Consider the following 17287-nt stretch of genomic DNA (forward strand, 5'->3'; position numbering starts at 1 on the left):
GATCACTTGATGAAAGAATCTTTAGACAGCCAGGCTTCTAAAACATTTCCCATCACACTTGCCATTGCACTCACACTTGGCGTTTTTGCGGCGGGATCGGAGGAACTGGTGATTTCACCACTGCTGCCTGATTTATCAAACTCCTTTCAGCACTCTCTTGATGTTCTCGCTCTTTCCATCAGCATTTATGGGTTAGCTGTGTTGGTTGGAGCTCCGCTGCTCGTTCCTTTAGGGGACCGATATTCAAGAGAGCTGTGTTTGATGATTGGGCTGTCTTTCTTTTTGATTGGAACAGTGATGTGTGCTGCTGCCCCAAATTTGGCCGTGTTTTTTGCAGGTCGTGCTATTTCTGGGCTGGCAACTGGTGTATTTGTGCCAACAGCCTATGCTCTTGTGGGCGACCGGGTTCCATACGAATATCGCGGCAAAGTGATGGGACTTATTGTTTCGAGCTGGTCTCTTTCTCTTGTCCTTGGTGTGCCCATTGGCGCCTTTATCGGCCAGAGTTTAAACTGGCGCTGGACGTTTTGGATCTTCGCTATGATGAGTCTCATTGTCCTGCTGCTCGTCATCCTTGAATCAAGAAAACAAGTCAGAGCAGCTGATCCGAAGGCACCTCAAGCTAGAGAGAAAACAGGCTCTTTATGGGGAGCTTTGAAAATTGATCGTGTGCCTGCCTATTTGACTGTGACGTTTTGCAATATGCTTGGATTTTACGGCATGTACTCGTTTTTAGGTGCTTATTTGCAAAGTCTGTTTGATGGCGGACAATCAACAGCTGGACTTCTTATTATGGCTTATGGCGTCGGCTTTTCTATGAGTATGTTTACTGGAAAATTAGCAGACTGGTTCGGTAAAACCCGTTCCCTTGTCCTCGTGCTGGGTGGAATTGCGCTTGTTCTAGCCTTGCTTCCTTATGCGCCATTCTCGTGGATGTTGCTGATTTTCGCCCTATTTATTTGGGGTGCTATGCAAAGCTTATCTGTCACGCTTCTAAGCACCGTTCTAAGCGACTGCTCTCAAACCCATCGCGGGAAAGTGATGGCTTTTTACAGCCTGGCCTCCAACTTTGCTGTTATGCTCGGTTCCGCACTGATGGGACCCGTTTATGTCCATTTCGGATATCATACGGTAGGTCTTGTCTGTGCATTGATCACACTTGTTGGTTTTATCATCAGCTTCGTCAGCTATAAACGAGAACGCACCTTACAGAAAAAACAGCCAACTACACTTGAAACGTAAGCACATTTCACTGCACATCTCGATATGTGCAGTTTTTTAGATCAATTTTTGATATCATCATATATTACATTTTTTATGAAATTTGTTGACAATTACCAATTTTAAATTTTATAATCTAGTAAAATTTTGAAAAAGATTGGATGGTAAACATGATTCTAAAGAATGATGATGTGTTTCATTTCAAAGAAGAGCCAAGCCCTTCACCTAAGATGTTTACAGTCAACACTCTAGGCCCTAAGGGGACAAGCAGTGAATACGCAGCAAAACATTTCATCTCTCAATCCACCACTACACTCGGTACTCATACGAAACTATCCCTTTATGACACATTCGAAACTTGCATTGAACATACTCTCTCTCAACCACTTCAATTTACTCTCGTCCCACACGCATATGAAGGCATCAAACACTTCTACATGAGACCAGATCTACAGCTTTTACAAATTTTCAGATGTGACACGCCCATGTATGGTTTGGCTGTCAGACCTGATTTCCCATTCAATGAACAAATGCTCCACCATTTAAAAATTGTCTCACATCCTGCACCTGTCAATTTAATTCAATATTTCATTCACCAAAATGCTGAATTTGAACTTGTTAATTCTACAAGTACTGCCGCGCAGAAAGTAAGAGACGGCGAATTTGATTTTGCTTTAACGAATGAGGTGGCAAGAGCCACATATGGCCTCATCTTCATTCGAACGTTTAAAAGTATACCCATGAGCTGGTCCATATTCGGAAAAGGAGAGATATAAGATGCAAACTGAACAAAAGACGCAAGAACGGTATTTTCCTCAAGCGAAAAAATTAGAATGGGATAATGGCGTTATCCAATATTCCACTGTAAGAGGCGGTACGGAAGTGTTAATTTCATACGTCCCTCCCCGCACGATTATTGAACCTCACGAACATCCCGAAGCACAAATCGGTATTGTGTTAAAGGGCGAGCTTCAAATGACTGTCGGCCAATCGACTCAACTGCTCACCCCATTAGAATCAGCCTATATCGCACCACCGTTTGTCCCTCACGGCGCTTCAAATCTGACAGATGAAGAAGTGATCGCCATTGATATTAAGAGATTAAAGGATGACGAAGAATATACAGCTCCCCCCACTTATTTCTTAGACATTTTCAAAACACGGGATTTACTCCCTGGCATGGAAGTGACTTTTTTTGTGGAGGATTGGATGGAGCTGATGATTGCCAATATCCCTGGAAACGGTGGAGAAATGCCTTTTCATAAACATAGAAATGAACAAATCGGCATTTGCATCAGTGGAGGGTATGATATGACAATCGAAGGCTTTACAGAAAAGATGGAATTTGGCACCACCTATTTCTGTGATCCACGGGAAGATCATGGGGCCATCAACCCAAAGCCAGAAGCATCAAAGTCTATTAATCTCTTCTTCCCTCCTCGCTATAATCGCTTAAAACCAAAGGCATCTAAGGTGAAGAAATGAAGCTGGATGGAAAAGTTGTCCTCATTACAGGGGGTGCGTCGGGGATTGGGCTTGCTGCTGTCAAGCTCTTCCTCGAGCATGGAGCAAAAGTAGCTGTCGCTGACATCAATGAAAGCAGCGGCAACCAACTAATTGAATCATTGCCGCATGAGCACCTTTCATTTTTTAAAACAGATATTACGAAGGAGTCTGACTGTCACCAAACCGTTCAGAGCGTGCTGAGCCGATTCGGTGCCATTGATGTCCTCATTAACAATGCAGGCATCGAAATTGTCTCACCTATTCATGAGATGGCACTGGAGGATTGGCATCGTATTCTTCAGGTCAACCTGACCGGCGTCTTTCTCATGAGTAAGCATACTTTGCCGCATATGCTTGAAAAGAAGAGTGGAAGTATTATCAATACCGGATCTGTCGGAGGTCTTGTGGGCTGGCCTGACATTCCGGCATACAATGCAACAAAAGGCGGTGTCATTCAGCTCACCAAATCAATGGCCATTGACTATGCCGCTCATCAAATCAGGGTGAATTGTATTGCCCCTGGCATCATTGATACACCATTAAACGAGAAGTCCTTTTTAGACAACCACACAGAAAGTCTCGAGATCGTCAAAAAGGAAAAGGCAAAGGTGAACCCTATGCTGCGGCTTGGAAAACCTGAAGAAATTGCTGGCGTGATGCTCTTTCTCGCCTCTGATCTATCCAGCTATATGACTGGAAGTGTCGTCACAGCAGACGGAGGTTACACCGCTAGATAAAAAGGAGTGCTTTCATTGAGTAAAAAAACTGTACTTGTCATTGCTGATCTAGGTGGGTGCCCGCCCCATATGTTTTATGAAAGCGTGGCGGCATCGTATCATATCGTTTCTTATATCCCGAGACCCTTTGCAATTACAAAGGGACATGCCGAGCTAATCGAAAAATACTCCATTGCGGTCATCAAAGACCGTGATTATTTTGATACACACCCTTCTTTTGAACACCCTGATTCTATTTACTGGGCACATGATGATTATCCAAAATCAGAAGAAGAAGTTGTGGAAGACTTCATTCGAGTGGCTTCCTTTTTCAAAGCAGATGCAATCACGACCAATAATGAATTATTCATTGCACCGATGGCAAAGGCCGCTGAACGTCTTGGGCTGCGAGGTGCCGGTGTCAAGGCAGCCGAAATGGCGCGTGATAAAAGCCAAATGAGGGCTGCATTCAACGCCTCTGGCGTCAAAGCGGTGAAAACTCAGCCTGTCACGACTTTATCTGATTTCCAAAAAGCCATTGAGTCTATCGGAACACCGCTCATTTTAAAGCCTACATATTTAGCCAGTTCTATTGGCGTCACCTTGTTTCATGACAAGGCTGGAAGTGATGATCTGTTTTTACAAGTACAATCGTATTTGGAAACCATACCAGTCCCAGACGCTGTCACGTATGAAGCACCGTTTGTCGCTGAAACGTATTTAGAGGGTGCTTACGAAGATTGGTATGAAGATGAAGGATATGCTGATTATGTCAGTGTAGAAGGGCTGGTCGTAGAGGGCGAATATCTCCCTTTTGTCATACATGATAAAACCCCTCAAATCGGCTTTACAGAAACGGCTCATATCACTCCGACGATCTTAGACAATGAAGCAAAGCAAATCATCATTGAAGCAGCAAGAAAGGCAAATGAAGGACTAGGTCTTGAACATTGTGCAACCCATACAGAAATCAAACTCATGAAAAATCGAGAAACTGGATTGATCGAATCAGCGGCTCGATTCGCTGGCTGGAATATGATCCCGAATATTAAAAAAGTCTTTGGCGTCGATATGGCCAAGCTATTGATTGATGTATTAGTTGATGGTAAAAAGGCTGTACTGCCAAAACAGCTGCTTTCTGGACATACATTTTATGTAGCGGACTGCCACCTGTACCCCCAGCATTTTAAAGAGAGTGGGCATATCCCACCTGAAGCCACACATATCACCATTGATCATGTGTCTATTCCAGAGGAGGCATTCGTTGGAGATACTGCGATTGTCAGTCAATCATTCCCTGCCAAAGGGACTATGGTGGATCTTGCTTTATTTGAAGCTTTTAATGGAATCGTATCTCTTGAATTAAAAGGATCATCCTCACAAGACGTTGCGGCGTCCATCCGCAACATTCAGAAACAGGCAACGATTCAGTTAATGGATGAATTAGTGAAGGGATAGAAAGAGAGGCTGCTGTGGTGAAAATGTTAGCATCTAAAATGATTGAACGGCTGCCTGAACAGAAATTCGGCACCGTCTTTGACAAAATTGCTCAAAAGACAAAAAACGGAGCAAACATCATGAATCTAGGTCAGGGAAACCCTGATCTACCAACTCCTGCCCATATCGTGAGTGCCCTACAGGAGTCAGCAGGTGTTTTGCCATTTCAACAATATGCCCCTTTTAGAGGCTTTGACTTTTTCAAACAAGCCATTGCAGATTTTTATAGATCGGAATTCGGTGCTGAGATTGATCCGCAGAAGGAAATTGCTCTTTTCACTGGCGGAAAAACGGGACTGTATGTCATGAGTCAGTGTCTGCTTGATCCAGGAGATATCGCACTCGTTCCCGATCCAGGATACCCTGAATATCATTCAGGCATTTTGATGGCGGACGCCCAGCCATACAGTATCAAACTTGAAGAGAAAAATGGCTATTTACCAGATCTCTCCTCAATTGATCGTGATGTAGTCAAAAAAGCAAAAGTACTGTTCTTGAATTACCCGAATAACCCCACGGGTGCTGTCGCAAATGAGGCATTCTTTGAAGAGGCTGCTACCTTTGCGGCCGCTCACGAGCTGTATGTTATTCATGATTTCGCCTATGGTTCGTTTCATTATGAACAAACACCCGTGAGCTTCATGAATACTCCTCTCGGGAAAAGTGTAGGCGTCGAATTATATTCTCTATCAAAGACTTTTAATATGGCAGGATGGAGAGTCGCCTTTGCTGTTGGAAATGAGGAGATCATCCAAGCCATCAACACCTTCCAAGACCACGTGTTTGTCAGTATGTATGGCGGATTTCAACATGCAGCGACTGCTGCCTTGCAAAGTGATGACCGTCATATTCAATCATTAAGGGCAGTATACCTTGAACGAATCAATTTCTTCATCCGGCAAGCGGCGAGAAAGCTTGGCTGGACAATCAAACGTCCACCCGGCGCCTTTTATTTATGGGCTCCGATTCCTGATGACTTTGAACATTCTCATGCCTTTGCTGACTATTTACTCGAACATGCCGATGTTGTCGTCACGCCTGGAGGAGTATTTGGAGCCAATGGGAGCCGTCATGTACGCATTTCAATGGTTGCCCCGATTGAAGAGCTTGCTCTCTTTATCGACCGTCTGTCCATCCTCCCCATTCGATTTCATCAAAAAACCCGCCTATAGCGGGTTTTTTTCAGTTTATATACTTTTCATCGTTCCACCGTCTACGGAGATTTGTTGGCCTGTGATATAAGAAGCTTCCTCTGATGCCATAAAAGCTGCCAATGACGCCATCTCACTCGCTGAGCCTACTCTTTGCATTGGGATACCTGATGCGACAGCTTGTACAGCCTGCTCTCGTGACACTCCCTGCTTCGTCATCATATTGCCGATAAATTGTTCATACCGATCGGTTGCAATAAAACCAGGATTTAAACAATTCACCGTAATACTAGACGACGCAAGCTGTGTGGCTGCATTTTTACTGGCATTAATAATCGCTGCATTCATCATACTATTCGTAAACATTTGTTCACCAGGTTCCTTCCACAGGTTCCCGACAATTTGAATGATCCGTCCATATTTATGTCTTTTCATCAATGCTACTGCACGCTTCATTGTATCTACGTAGGCGATGGCTTTTTGGGAGAAAGCAGCCAGCATCTGGTCAGGTTCACATGAATCAAATGTATCTGGTTTTCCTCCTGGAATGTTATTGATCAGCACATCGAGTCTGCCAAACTCCTTTTCTATTTCTTCAAAGGCTTCCGACCTCACCGCTTCAACCGACATATCTCCACAGAATAGAGACAGCGGTTCCTTTGTTTCTATCATATCTTGAATGTGCTGTTTCGTCTGTTCAAGTGAGGCCATATTTCTAGAGTTGATGATCACCTTCATATCGCTCTGGGCGGCAAGTTTTATTGCGATTGCCTTTCCAATGCCTGTACTTGCCCCTGTGACAAATGCAATTCTTTTAGACAAACTCATCCACATCCCTTTTCATCAATATACATAAAATGACACATACAGAATGTATTTCAACAAAAAAAGACCTTTCTCCTGCGAAAGGCCTCTCTTCTCTATTTAAATGTCGTTTCCCAATTAAATCCGATTCCCTCATCATTCCACGCAATTCTCTTCTCATCTGGATTTTTTGGGTCGTACGATTCTGTTGTAAAATACACAATCTGCAGCGGCGTCTCCCCTAATACGCGGTAGCCATGGGCAACTCCCTTTGGGATGAGGAGCAGCATCGGATTATCTTCTCCCATATAATACACATCGGTTTGACCCTTTGTCGGGGAATCTTCTCTCAAATCGTATAAAACGACCTGTGCATGACCTGCTGGGAAAAACCAAACATCGTCTTGTTTTTCATGATAATGAAAGGCTTTGATCACGCCCGGAAAGCTTTTCGACCATGATGCCTGACCAAATCGCTTCAGCATCGGTTCGTCATCTCGAATAAGCTCTGCGAAAAAGCCGCGATCATCACAATGTTTCATGAGTTTTTTCGTTTGAACACCATCAATCATGCTGCTCGAATCTCCCTTCTTTCTGCAAGTATTCGTGAAGTGCATCCTTCCAATGTCTTGGCTTCCAGCCTGTCGCTTCAATCGCTTGCAGGTCTAAAACAGAGTAGGCGGGCCGAGGTGTTTGGAAACCGTACTCTTCAGTGGAAATGGGCTCAATTGTCGTAGACAGACCGCTTGCTGCCACAATTTCTGCCGCAAAGTCAAACCATGAACAGCTTGCTCGGTTACTGACATGATAAATACCTGCTTTCTGGTCAAACAAGTGAATCAAAGCTGCTGCGGCATCCTTTGTATAAGTAGGAGACCCTAACTGATCATTGACGATGCGCAAATGATCCTTCGTTTCAGCCAGCCGAAGAATGGTATTCACAAAGTTATGTCCCTCATGTCCATAAAGCCACGATGTCCGAATGATCTTCACTTCATCTGACACAAGATGAATCAATTCTTCTCCAAGTTTTTTACTCTTTCCATAAATGGTTTGCGGATCTGCTTGTGCATCAACTTGGTAAGGGGTATCCGCTTGCCCATCAAACACATAATCTGTGCTGACATGTAATACATCAGCCCCTACGTTCTTAGCCTCAAGCGCTGTATAGTAGGCGCCAATCCCATTCACAAGATAGGCTTTTTCCGTTTCTGTTTCGCATTGATCCACAGACGTATAAGCAGCCGCACTGACAACAATATCCGGACAGAAATGTCTCATTGCATGTCTGACTGCCTGTTGATCTGTGATATTCAGCATACTCCTTGTTAAAGCAATGACTGTGATGTCTTTTTCTTTCAGCTGTTTCGTCAATTCTTTCCCTAATTGGCCGCCTGCACCGGTGATTAAAACTTTCATCGGTCACCCTTCTTCACTTTGATCATATTTGGCACGATACCAATCGATCGTTTTTTCGATACCTTTTTCGAATGAAGTTGCCTGCACCCAGCCAAGCTCTTCTTTTAGCTTACTGGCATCAATGGCATACCGCCTGTCATGCCCTTTCCGGTCTTGAATAAACGCGATTTGGTCATGAGAGATGCCTAGATGTGTGAGAATGGTTTTGGTTAAATCAAGATTTGTTTTCTCGTTGCCGCCGCCAATATTGTACACCTGACCGGCTGTTCCGTTTTCTACTACTTGCTTTACGGCTCTCGCATGATCCTCTACATACAGCCAATCGCGGATCTGCTGGCCGTCTCCGTAAATCGGAATCTTTTCACCATTGACCGCTTTTCTAATAATGGTTGGGATTAATTTTTCTTCATGCTGATAAGGTCCGTAGTTGTTGCTGCATCTTGTGATCATGGCGGGTAGTTGGTGGGTGTGGATATAGGATTTCACAAGCAGGTCTGAACTTGCCTTGCTTGCTGAATAAGGATTATTCGGTGAGAGTGGTGTTTGTTCTGTGAAAGCAGGATCATCCGGCTCCAAATCTCCATATATTTCATCTGTCGAAATATGAATAAGTTTTTTCGCCTTTCCCTTTAAGACAGCTTCAAGCATACGATAGGTACCAAGGACATTTGTTTGAATAAAGGGTTCTGCTGACTCAATACTGCGATCGACATGTGATTCTGCTGCGAAATGAATGATGGCATCATAGGCTTCATCAAATACTTGATCCAGTTCGTCTTGCAGCGTGATATCTCCTTGGACAAAACGGAAATGAGGCAGCTTTGATAGATATTCCATTTCCTCTGGATGACTGGCATATGTTAATTTATCAAATACGGTAAGCCGGACATCGGACTCTTGAAGCAGCAGCTTCACAAAATTCAGTCCAATAAACCCTGCTCCACCTGTAATTAAATAAGACTTCGTCATTCGTATCCCTCTTTTTCCTTCATCGTTTCAAACATTTTTGTAGATGCTTCGTGGAGAGATTCATGTGTTCCTGCATCAATCCACCACCCTTTTAACATATCATAGGTCAGCTGGCTATTTGAGATGTAGAGATTATTCACATCAGTAATCTCTAGTTCACCTCGATCTGACGGCGAGATTTCCTCGATATATTGAAAGACGTCTTGATCATAAAAATAGATGCCCGTGACGCAGTAAGATGACCTCGGGTGCTCTGGCTTTTCTTCTATTGATAAAATTCGGTGATGAGCAGGATCAATTTCTGCAATGCCAAACCGTTTTGGATCTGCCACCTCTTTCAATAAAACCTTGGCTCCGCTTTCTTGTTGCCTAAAGGCGTCGACAAAAGGGCGTAATGAATCTTCAAATACATTATCACCAAGCATCAGCACAAATTTTTCCCCTTGAGCAAAGGGCTTTGCATAGGATAAACCATCGGAAATACCAGACGCTTCTGGCTGTACTTGATACACAATGTTCATCCCAAGTTCACGATCATCTTCCAGTAACTTTTGAAACAACGGAATTTGTTCTTCCTGTGAAATCAGCATCACATCTACAATTCCTGCTTCTTTCAGTTTGAATAATGACCAATAAATCATCGGGTATGGACCAACCGGCAGCAAGTGTTTGTTGAAAATCTTCGTTAATGGTGCCAGCCGTGATCCTTTTCCTCCTGCTAAAATAACTCCCTTCACATCTACACATCCTTATGTTCTTTTTGGTGTGAATTCATGAGGTGTATAAGAATGTTTTTCACTCGTTCGATTCCTTTTCCATCAATGAGTGAACGTCCATTAAGATGAATGCTTCTGCGGAGAAAATAGCTGTCAGACAGTTTTTGAACAGCTTGCAACAGGTCTTTTTCTTCCACAAGGTCTCCTAATCCAAGGTGAAAACAAGCGCCCTTTTGCGCAAACATGCTCGCTGTCACTGCTTGGTGGTCTACTTGCGATAGGACAATGCTGGGCACCCCGATACAAATTACCTCATATAACGTCATACCGCCTGCTACGATAGCCACATCAGCTTCTGATAAAAGAACCGGTAGTTGATCTGTATGTTGAATGAATTGGATATGTTCCGCCTCTACTTGCTCTTTGATGTGAGAGGCTTTTCCTGCGACCGCTAAAATGTCTAGGTGATTTGTTTGAAGAAGCGCCGATACAGCCTTTGATAACAGGCCGCACGGATCACTTCCGCCAAGGCTGATGACCACCTTTTTACATTCTTTCCGAACCTCATATGTGTCTTTGAATCGATTAATCTCGTGATCTAACAATAAATAGGGCGTTCCATGATAATAAGCCGTGCCATTAACCTGCTCGTGCTTCCCGTCCAGACCGCCATAAATGCCGTTTATGACCGTGTCTGCAAGCTGACAGGCTTCCTCTCTTTTTTCCTCAAATAAGACCAGCCTCGCACTATCGCAGGAATCTTTGATCGTTTGAAGAAACTGAAGATCACAATCAAGGACATCTATGACTAAAAGGTCAGGCTTTAGCTTTTTGATGTCTTGTTGGATTTGTAGAAGCGCATTCGACTCATGCACCCTCTGAACGTGCCACTCTGGGTGCGAAAGCATTTCTACACAAATCTGATCATTTGTATAGAAATATAAGTCGTTCCCTTCCTGAAGCAGTTCTTTTGCCAAACGTTTCATTCTGGCGACATGACCCATTCCTCTTAAAAAACCCCCATAAACAACAATCATGATTTTTTTGTTCATTCAGCATCCTTCTGTCTCACAGATTGATTCAAACGAACAATGTCTGGATGTTGTTCACAGATGGAAATGAGCTCAGCTGTCGGCACAGCAATAGAACCACCAGCTTTCTCTAATAAACAGGTAGCAAACACATAATCTTCTTCTGTATCAATCGTGAATCGATAAGCAGGATATGCAAGTTCTTTGGGCGGTGTGAATAATTGAAGGTGAAATTGCTCGGGATGCTTTCTGATATACAGCGTGACATGCTCACGTTCTGAATAAGTGAGGGGGAATTTGTCGATTTCACATAAAATAGATGCCTCAATCATTTCCCCGGAAATACCGAGTGGTGTTCCGTTCGTATATGTGTAATCAGCCTTTTCCTGTCTATGTTTTTCAAGCATTTTCGACAAAAGCGAAGGATCTATAAATGGATTGTCTCCCGTTAAACGTACAACGGTTTTAGGTTCAAATTGGCGAACAATCTGCGCAAACCGCTCAAGCACATCTGCCTCACTGCCTCGAAACACCTTATAACCCTTTGACATACAGTATTGAGCCAAATAGTCATCCTCTGGCTCGACCGTTGTGGCAATCATAAGGTTTTGCATTTTGTGATGGTAATCATCTGATTGCTTCACCCGCTCCACAATCAAATCAATCAGCGCCATTCCGCCGATCGGTTTCATCACTTTTTTGGGCAGTCTTGTTGATCCCATCCTAGCCTGAATGACAAAAAGCACATCATGCATCATCTCGAGACTCCTGCATGAGTACGTCTTTCCACGAAACACCTGTATGGGCTGGGATGTCTCTCACAGCCTTTGTGCCAAGTAAAATCGGCATATATCGCGGATGCAACCCCTGATTTTTTTGTCCAGGGCGCAGCACAGCTACATTTTCTGACGTGAGGGTCTCTCCCTTTGCAATGCCTTTGGTCGTAAAAATTCCTCGATACGCAAATTCTCGAATCTGCCCTTCAATGGCTGTTGTCGTTTTATAAGAACTGCCAAGAAGCTCCTCTGGTAATGAATCAACGTCTATTTCCGCTTGATTCCGCTGCTTTTCTGCTGCTCGAATGTGCTGAACCATTTCCTTTAATTCTTCAGGATTAAGAGCAAATGAATGATCCGCTCCGGGTAATGTTTTATCTATTGTAAAATGTTTTTCAATCATTGCTGCCCCGAGCTTCACAGCGGCTACTGGCGCTTCCGTCGGGTGTTCACTATGATCTGAAAAGCCAATGACTGCTTCAGGGAAAGCGGACCTTAAGGTTTGAATTACCCGCAGGTTCGTATATGCTCTAGGTGCTGGATACTTTGCCACACAATGCATGATGGCGACTTGCTTATTTTGCTGGCTCGTAATCGTTTCGTATGCTTCATGAACATCTGCAATGGTGGCCCCAGCTGTTGAAAAAATGATCGGCTTGTGAAAAGAAGCCGTATGACGCAAAAGAGGCAAATGGTTGATTTCATAGGATGCCAGTTTAAAAGCAGGCGGATTCGTTTGATTCAATAAATCAGCCGATTCTTCATCACACACGGTGCTTAAAAACATCAGTCCTTTTTCCTTACAACGTCTCAATAAGACAGGCAGCCATTCTGGCGGAAGCTCCATTTGTTCCACTAAAGAAAAAATAGACACTTCTTCTCCTTTGGCCGTTTCGTATAACCCCGGTTCCTTTTGATACATCCGATCCGCTTGAAACATTTGAAACTTCACCGCATCAGCCCCTGCTTCTTTTGCCACATCAATTAAAGCAAGTGCCTGATCCAGCTTTCCATCATGGTTAATGCCTGCCTCTGCAATGATAAAGACAGGCGCATCATCTCCCACTTTGCGATCTCCGATATAGAAATGCGCCATCTTACCTCTCTCCTTTTTTTGGCCACACATGGTAATACAAAAAGGCATTTGTTGTTCTAAACCCCATCTTTTCGTACAGCTGGATGGCTGTCGTATTATGAAGCTGTGTCCCCGCAGAAATGAAGTGATGCCCCCTGTGATGAGACACTTTCATCATCTCAATAAACAGCTTTTTTCCGATCCCTTTTCCTTGAACATCCGGTCTAATCGCAAAAAGCTCAAGCCCCATCTCATGCCCCTTTGTCATACCTTGAATCAAGCCAACCACTTCATCATTTACCTTGGCAACGAGGTTGATATCTGCGCGTCCGAATAGGTTGTTTCTCATCCACTCCTGATAAAAATGCTGAACAACACGCTGGTCTAAATATGGATCAAGGGCATAACGGCTTTTCACAAAAGCCTGATTACCTAGTAAGACCGCCTCATCGTAATCCTTTTCATCTGGCACACCCATCACCACATCTTGATCTGATGATGGCATCTCCATCAGGGCAGGCGGTGCCTCAAGCCTAGTGAGACCACCGACATAATACACATGGGATAGTTTTTGAACAATGCGGTTTTTTTCAAGATCAGCCGCCTCAAGACGTAAAAAGAAAAAATCACATTTTTCTGTTCTCATCCAATTGATGAATCTCTCCATCAATTCTTTAAAGAGCAGCGCTGATTCAGCTTCCACAAACTTCACATGAAAAATATGCTTGTCAAAAATGCCGCTCTCCCATTTGGACCATTCGTATAACAGCACTGCTTTGAGCTTAGCGCCGCTGACAAGAGCAAACTGCTTGAATCCTGTCATGCGTCCTGCTTCATGACCATATGTTTTCAGCCAAGCTGCCAGCACCTGATCGTCTATTGCATGAACGACTTTCATGAAGAGGCCTTCTTGTCTTTTAAAATTGACACGACTGCGGTGATGACATCCTGCACATCTTCATCTGTCATACTTGGATAAAGCGGGAGCGAAAGCGTTCGTTTGTAATAAGTGAGTGCCTCAGGGAAATCCTCTGGTGAATGGTTATAGGTCTCTTGATAATATGGATGCAAGTGAACGGGAATAAAATGAACACTCGTGCCGATTTTATATTCCTTTTGCAGCTGATCAATCATGTCATCGCGTGTGATCATTGCTTCTTTTGGATCAACTTGCAGCACATATAAATGCCACGCATGTCTTCCCTCATCATGTACAGGCGGCAAGATGAGACCAGCTTCATGTTGAAATGCCTGATTGTATATCTTCGCAATCTGTTCTCTGCGTGTCTGCATCTCCTTCAACCGGCTTAGCTGAACGAGCCCTAACGATGCTTGCACGTCAAACATGTTCATTTTATAGCCCGGTTCCTCGACCTCGTAATACCATGTTCCCTTTTCTCCATAACGATTCCACGCTCCCTTGCTCATCCCGTGAAGCGCCAGCCTTCTGATTCTAGCCGCAAGTGCATCATCATTTGTCGTCAGCATGCCGCCTTCACCAGTCGCTATGTTTTTCGTTGCATAGAAGCTAAAAGCGGTCGCATCACCAATTGATCCAATCGGTTGATCATGATAGGTCGTATAGAGGGCATGAGCGGCATCCTCCAACACGAACAAATCATATTTTTTGGCAATCGCTAAAATTTGGTCCATATCACACGATTGACCAGCAAAATGTACAGGGACAACCGCTTTCGTATGTGGTGTAATGGCCGCTTCTAATTTTTTCGCATCTAGATTGAGTGTCGCCGGATCAATATCCACGAAAATAGGGGCTGCCCCCGTATGGATGATCGTATTGGCTGTTGCGCAGAACGTCAGAGGCGTTGTGATGACCTCATCACCAGCTCCAATGCCTCTCGCCTTTAACGCTAAAAATAGAGCAGCTGTACATGAATTGACTGCTATTGCGTGCTTCGCTCCAGTCAGCTGCCTAAACTCTTCTTCAAACTGTCTAACTTTTGGTCCGGTGGACAACCAGCCGGACTTTAAAGTTCCAATGACTTCATCAATTTCTTCCTGTTCAATAAAAGGCAGTGCATAAGGAAGAAATTGTGCTCTCTTTTGTCCCATATCGCTTGCACACCCCTATCTTCATCTCTGAAAATCCACGCCTGTTTTTGTTTTGAGCAGAGAAAGCAGAACATCGGTCGATTGTGCATGCGGATAATGTTCTTGAATGAAACGAGCTCCTTGCTGTTTCGCCAGCTTCATTTCTTGTTCATCCGATAAAATACGGATCGCTTTCTCGGCCAGCTCAATAGGGTTTTCCATGTGGCAGCTGCCAAGCGACTCGTAATAAGGGTATCTGCCTTCTGTCATTTTTCCAATCAGTACACTCTTTTTAAAGAGCATTGCTTCCAGACCAACTGTTGATGTGAGCGTTATGACCATATCCATATACGGCAGGAGGTCATACAAGTCGATCTCTTTTTTAATTAATCTCACATGGTTCCCCGCACGTTCAATCGCAGTGTAGTCATTTAATCGATTTCGAGCGATTTCCCACGGATGCGGCTTCATAATCAGCTGAATATCTTTCCGTTTTGCAATCGTTTTAAGAACATCACCGTAAAAGGCTTCTGAAAACGGCTGTGTCGCCACGAGCACAGTCTTTTTGGCAGGATTGAAGTTCAATTTACGAAAGACCATTTCCTGTTGAAGCGGTGTTCGCTCCTGCACCAAATCAAATCTCGGGTGACCTGTGATCTCCACCTGCTCAGGCTGACAGCCTTTGTCTACATACCAGTCCTTTTCATATTTTCCAAACACTCCGTGACAGGTGGTGAAAATCGGCAAAAAGGCTTCATCTCCCATGAGCGCACCGTGCTGAAGACAAATACTTGTGAGATGGCGCTTCACGGTTTGCAAGGCGAGCACACGGCTATATGCATCCTCCGTCGTACCAACTACGACAGCTGTGATCGGCTGCATCTCAAATAGCGTTTCTATTTGGTCAATCACATCAATAAATTGCACAAGGTCCTTCCGAAGCTTTTCTCTAAAAAAGACATTGCCAAAAACAGGATGCTGGGCGTAAGGTTTCAATAGAGCATTTGCTTTTTCAATATATTCAACATGGGCTTCTTTATTAACCTCTCCGGCTAATTCCGGCTTGCTGATCACCGGTAATCCGAAATAATCAGCCTTCTTCCAGCGTGCGAGCACCACTGTTTGGTTCGGATGGAACCGCATGTAATTTTGTTCAGTAAAACGCAGGTGTTCAAAGTGAAGCAGCACCTTTCCATGACTCGGACGATAAGGGATATGCTTGATCTGCTGTTTATGCTGATCAAAAAAGGGCTGAATGTCTTGCGGCTTTGGACAAGTCGTTGTCAGCTCTTCACCAAACGCCTCATCTTCCATACGTTCCCTCACTTCAGGGCTGATGTATTGATAAAAATTACTGATTAATCCAAGGGGGATGTGGCGATAGGTTAAGTCTTTCATCAGATTCACATACTCAAAGTACACCTGCCAATAATGATGAATATAATGCGACACTTAAGGTCACCTCCCATGTCTTTGTTTTAATATATGACGGAGCTCCCTGCAGGTAGACTGCGGAGGAAGTGCTTGAATAAAATCGCTTTTCTCATCTTCTGCCAACTGATAATGAATAGACTGTTCTGTGATGTAGTTTGTATCCAATACCTCATCAAAAGGGTAGAACGGATAAAAGTGATTTAATCTAAAAAAGAACCGCGCATCCCCTATTCGATAAAAATGCGGACTCTCGTCCCAGTAGGATCCAAACTCAGCTCGAATCTTTGTTAAAATGGATGCACGATGTACAACTGAACAGTGATCAATAGCACAAGGTGCATTCCACTGCACCGTTTGCGCAGGTCGAATCGTTTCCTTTACTGGCTCTTTTTCGCTATTTAAATAGATAACTTTTGAACTAGAATAGACAATATGTTCATTCGGACGAGCATCTAAATAATTCGTGAGCTTCTCTAAACGGTCTGGTGCATAGACATTGTCATCTGTGGCATAGGAAATATACTCGCCCTTTGCCTGTTCTAATGCTTGATTAATGAGGACGGCATAGCGTGTTTTCGCCGTTCTTTCCTCCAGCGTTTTCACCCCGCTTTGGATAAAATGGATGCGTGGATCTTTACGGAAAGGCTCAATAGCAGCAAGGGTTTGTTCGTTTGATCCATCATCCATGATAAAAAGTTCAAAGTCTGACAAGGTCTGCTGCAGCACCGCTTCAATTGATCTGCCAACGTAGGCCGCTTTGTTGTAGCTCGTCATAATGACCGTTACTTTCGTCAATGTTTTCACCTCGGTCTCTTTTAAACTATGGTTATCATATGTGTCTCCTCTTAAAGAGACTGTAGAGTGACCTATTTTTTATAAAATTGGATTTTTTTCATGATCTATCTTTGAAAAACGTAAAA

18 protein-coding genes are annotated in these 17287 nt (G+C 43.8%); 6 read left to right on the top strand and 12 right to left on the bottom strand.

The window, feature by feature from the left end; translation table 11 throughout:
- The first annotated feature begins 9 nt into the window (after window positions 1-9).
- The 6 genes from NSQ70_RS17320 (at window position 10) to NSQ70_RS17345 (ending at window position 6112) form a co-directional block, all read left to right on the top strand.
- Window positions 10-1242 (top strand): MFS transporter, encoded by a 1233-nt coding sequence (locus NSQ70_RS17320; RefSeq protein ID WP_342502303.1) that lies wholly within the window; start codon window positions 10-12, stop codon window positions 1240-1242.
- A 149-nt stretch (window positions 1243-1391) separates the two neighbouring features.
- Complete coding sequence (locus NSQ70_RS17325; protein WP_024719463.1) at window positions 1392-1997, top strand: bacilysin biosynthesis protein BacA; 606 nt, start codon at window positions 1392-1394, stop codon at window positions 1995-1997.
- 1 nt (window position 1998) lies between these two features.
- Window positions 1999-2706: a cupin domain-containing protein gene (locus tag NSQ70_RS17330; RefSeq protein WP_017368257.1), complete on the top strand. Its 708-nt coding sequence runs from the start codon at window positions 1999-2001 to the stop codon at window positions 2704-2706.
- Window positions 2703-3464, top strand: coding sequence for an SDR family NAD(P)-dependent oxidoreductase (locus tag NSQ70_RS17335; protein WP_116306415.1), 762 nt, complete (start codon window positions 2703-2705; stop codon window positions 3462-3464). Before NSQ70_RS17330 ends, NSQ70_RS17335 begins: the two co-directional genes overlap by 4 nt.
- A 15-nt stretch (window positions 3465-3479) precedes the next feature.
- On the top strand, window positions 3480-4901 hold the full coding sequence (locus tag NSQ70_RS17340; RefSeq protein ID WP_342502304.1) for an ATP-grasp domain-containing protein: 1422 nt from the start codon (window positions 3480-3482) through the stop codon (window positions 4899-4901).
- A gap of 14 nt (window positions 4902-4915) precedes the next feature.
- Window positions 4916-6112 (top strand): aminotransferase class I/II-fold pyridoxal phosphate-dependent enzyme, encoded by a 1197-nt coding sequence (locus tag NSQ70_RS17345; RefSeq protein ID WP_342502305.1) that lies wholly within the window; start codon window positions 4916-4918, stop codon window positions 6110-6112.
- Window positions 6113-6127: 15 nt separating this feature from the next.
- On the opposite strand, the gene NSQ70_RS17350 is transcribed toward NSQ70_RS17345, so the two are convergent.
- The 12 genes from NSQ70_RS17350 to NSQ70_RS17405 form a co-directional block, all read right to left on the bottom strand.
- Complete coding sequence (locus NSQ70_RS17350; protein ID WP_342502306.1) at window positions 6128-6919, bottom strand: SDR family oxidoreductase; 792 nt, start codon at window positions 6917-6919, stop codon at window positions 6128-6130.
- A gap of 92 nt (window positions 6920-7011) precedes the next feature.
- Window positions 7012-7467 carry a dTDP-4-dehydrorhamnose 3,5-epimerase family protein gene (locus NSQ70_RS17355; protein ID WP_024719468.1) on the bottom strand — a complete coding sequence of 152 codons (456 nt, stop codon included), beginning with the start codon at window positions 7465-7467 and terminating at the stop codon, window positions 7012-7014.
- Window positions 7460-8314 carry a dTDP-4-dehydrorhamnose reductase gene (gene rfbD, locus NSQ70_RS17360; RefSeq protein WP_335364611.1) on the bottom strand — a complete coding sequence of 285 codons (855 nt, stop codon included), beginning with the start codon at window positions 8312-8314 and terminating at the stop codon, window positions 7460-7462. Before rfbD ends, NSQ70_RS17355 begins: the two co-directional genes overlap by 8 nt.
- Before the next feature lie 3 nt (window positions 8315-8317).
- Complete coding sequence (gene rfbB / locus NSQ70_RS17365) at window positions 8318-9283, bottom strand: dTDP-glucose 4,6-dehydratase (RefSeq protein ID WP_342502307.1); 966 nt, start codon at window positions 9281-9283, stop codon at window positions 8318-8320.
- Window positions 9280-10020: a sugar phosphate nucleotidyltransferase gene (locus tag NSQ70_RS17370; protein WP_079919333.1), complete on the bottom strand. Its 741-nt coding sequence runs from the start codon at window positions 10018-10020 to the stop codon at window positions 9280-9282. The genes rfbB and NSQ70_RS17370 overlap by 4 nt, the downstream gene beginning before the upstream one ends.
- Before the next feature lie 2 nt (window positions 10021-10022).
- Entirely contained in the window at window positions 10023-11051 is a 1029-nt protein-coding gene (locus NSQ70_RS17375) for a glycosyltransferase (protein ID WP_041507941.1), read from the bottom strand.
- On the bottom strand, window positions 11048-11788 hold the full coding sequence (locus tag NSQ70_RS17380; RefSeq protein ID WP_039165189.1) for a glycosyltransferase family protein: 741 nt from the start codon (window positions 11786-11788) through the stop codon (window positions 11048-11050). The genes NSQ70_RS17375 and NSQ70_RS17380 overlap by 4 nt, the downstream gene beginning before the upstream one ends.
- The gene (locus NSQ70_RS17385; protein ID WP_178897427.1) at window positions 11778-12902 is read right to left on the bottom strand and encodes an N-acetylneuraminate synthase family protein; all 1125 of its coding nucleotides are present in this window, start codon (window positions 12900-12902) and stop codon (window positions 11778-11780) included. Before NSQ70_RS17385 ends, NSQ70_RS17380 begins: the two co-directional genes overlap by 11 nt.
- 1 nt (window position 12903) lies before the next feature.
- Entirely contained in the window at window positions 12904-13779 is an 876-nt protein-coding gene (locus NSQ70_RS17390) for a GNAT family N-acetyltransferase (protein ID WP_135009559.1), read from the bottom strand.
- Window positions 13776-14954 (bottom strand): DegT/DnrJ/EryC1/StrS family aminotransferase, encoded by a 1179-nt coding sequence (locus NSQ70_RS17395; protein WP_135009558.1) that lies wholly within the window; start codon window positions 14952-14954, stop codon window positions 13776-13778. The genes NSQ70_RS17390 and NSQ70_RS17395 overlap by 4 nt, the downstream gene beginning before the upstream one ends.
- 21 nt (window positions 14955-14975) lie before the next feature.
- A complete protein-coding gene (locus NSQ70_RS17400) occupies window positions 14976-16385 on the bottom strand; it encodes a CDP-glycerol glycerophosphotransferase family protein (protein ID WP_251210555.1) in 1410 nt (469 codons plus the stop codon).
- A 6-nt stretch (window positions 16386-16391) separates the two neighbouring features.
- Window positions 16392-17162 carry a glycosyltransferase family 2 protein gene (locus NSQ70_RS17405; RefSeq protein ID WP_041508123.1) on the bottom strand — a complete coding sequence of 257 codons (771 nt, stop codon included), beginning with the start codon at window positions 17160-17162 and terminating at the stop codon, window positions 16392-16394.
- Window positions 17163-17287: the final 125 nt, after the last annotated feature.

Source organism: Bacillus sp. FSL R5-0397 (assembly GCF_038593395.1).
Lineage (GTDB): Bacteria > Bacillota > Bacilli > Bacillales > Bacillaceae > Bacillus > Bacillus altitudinis.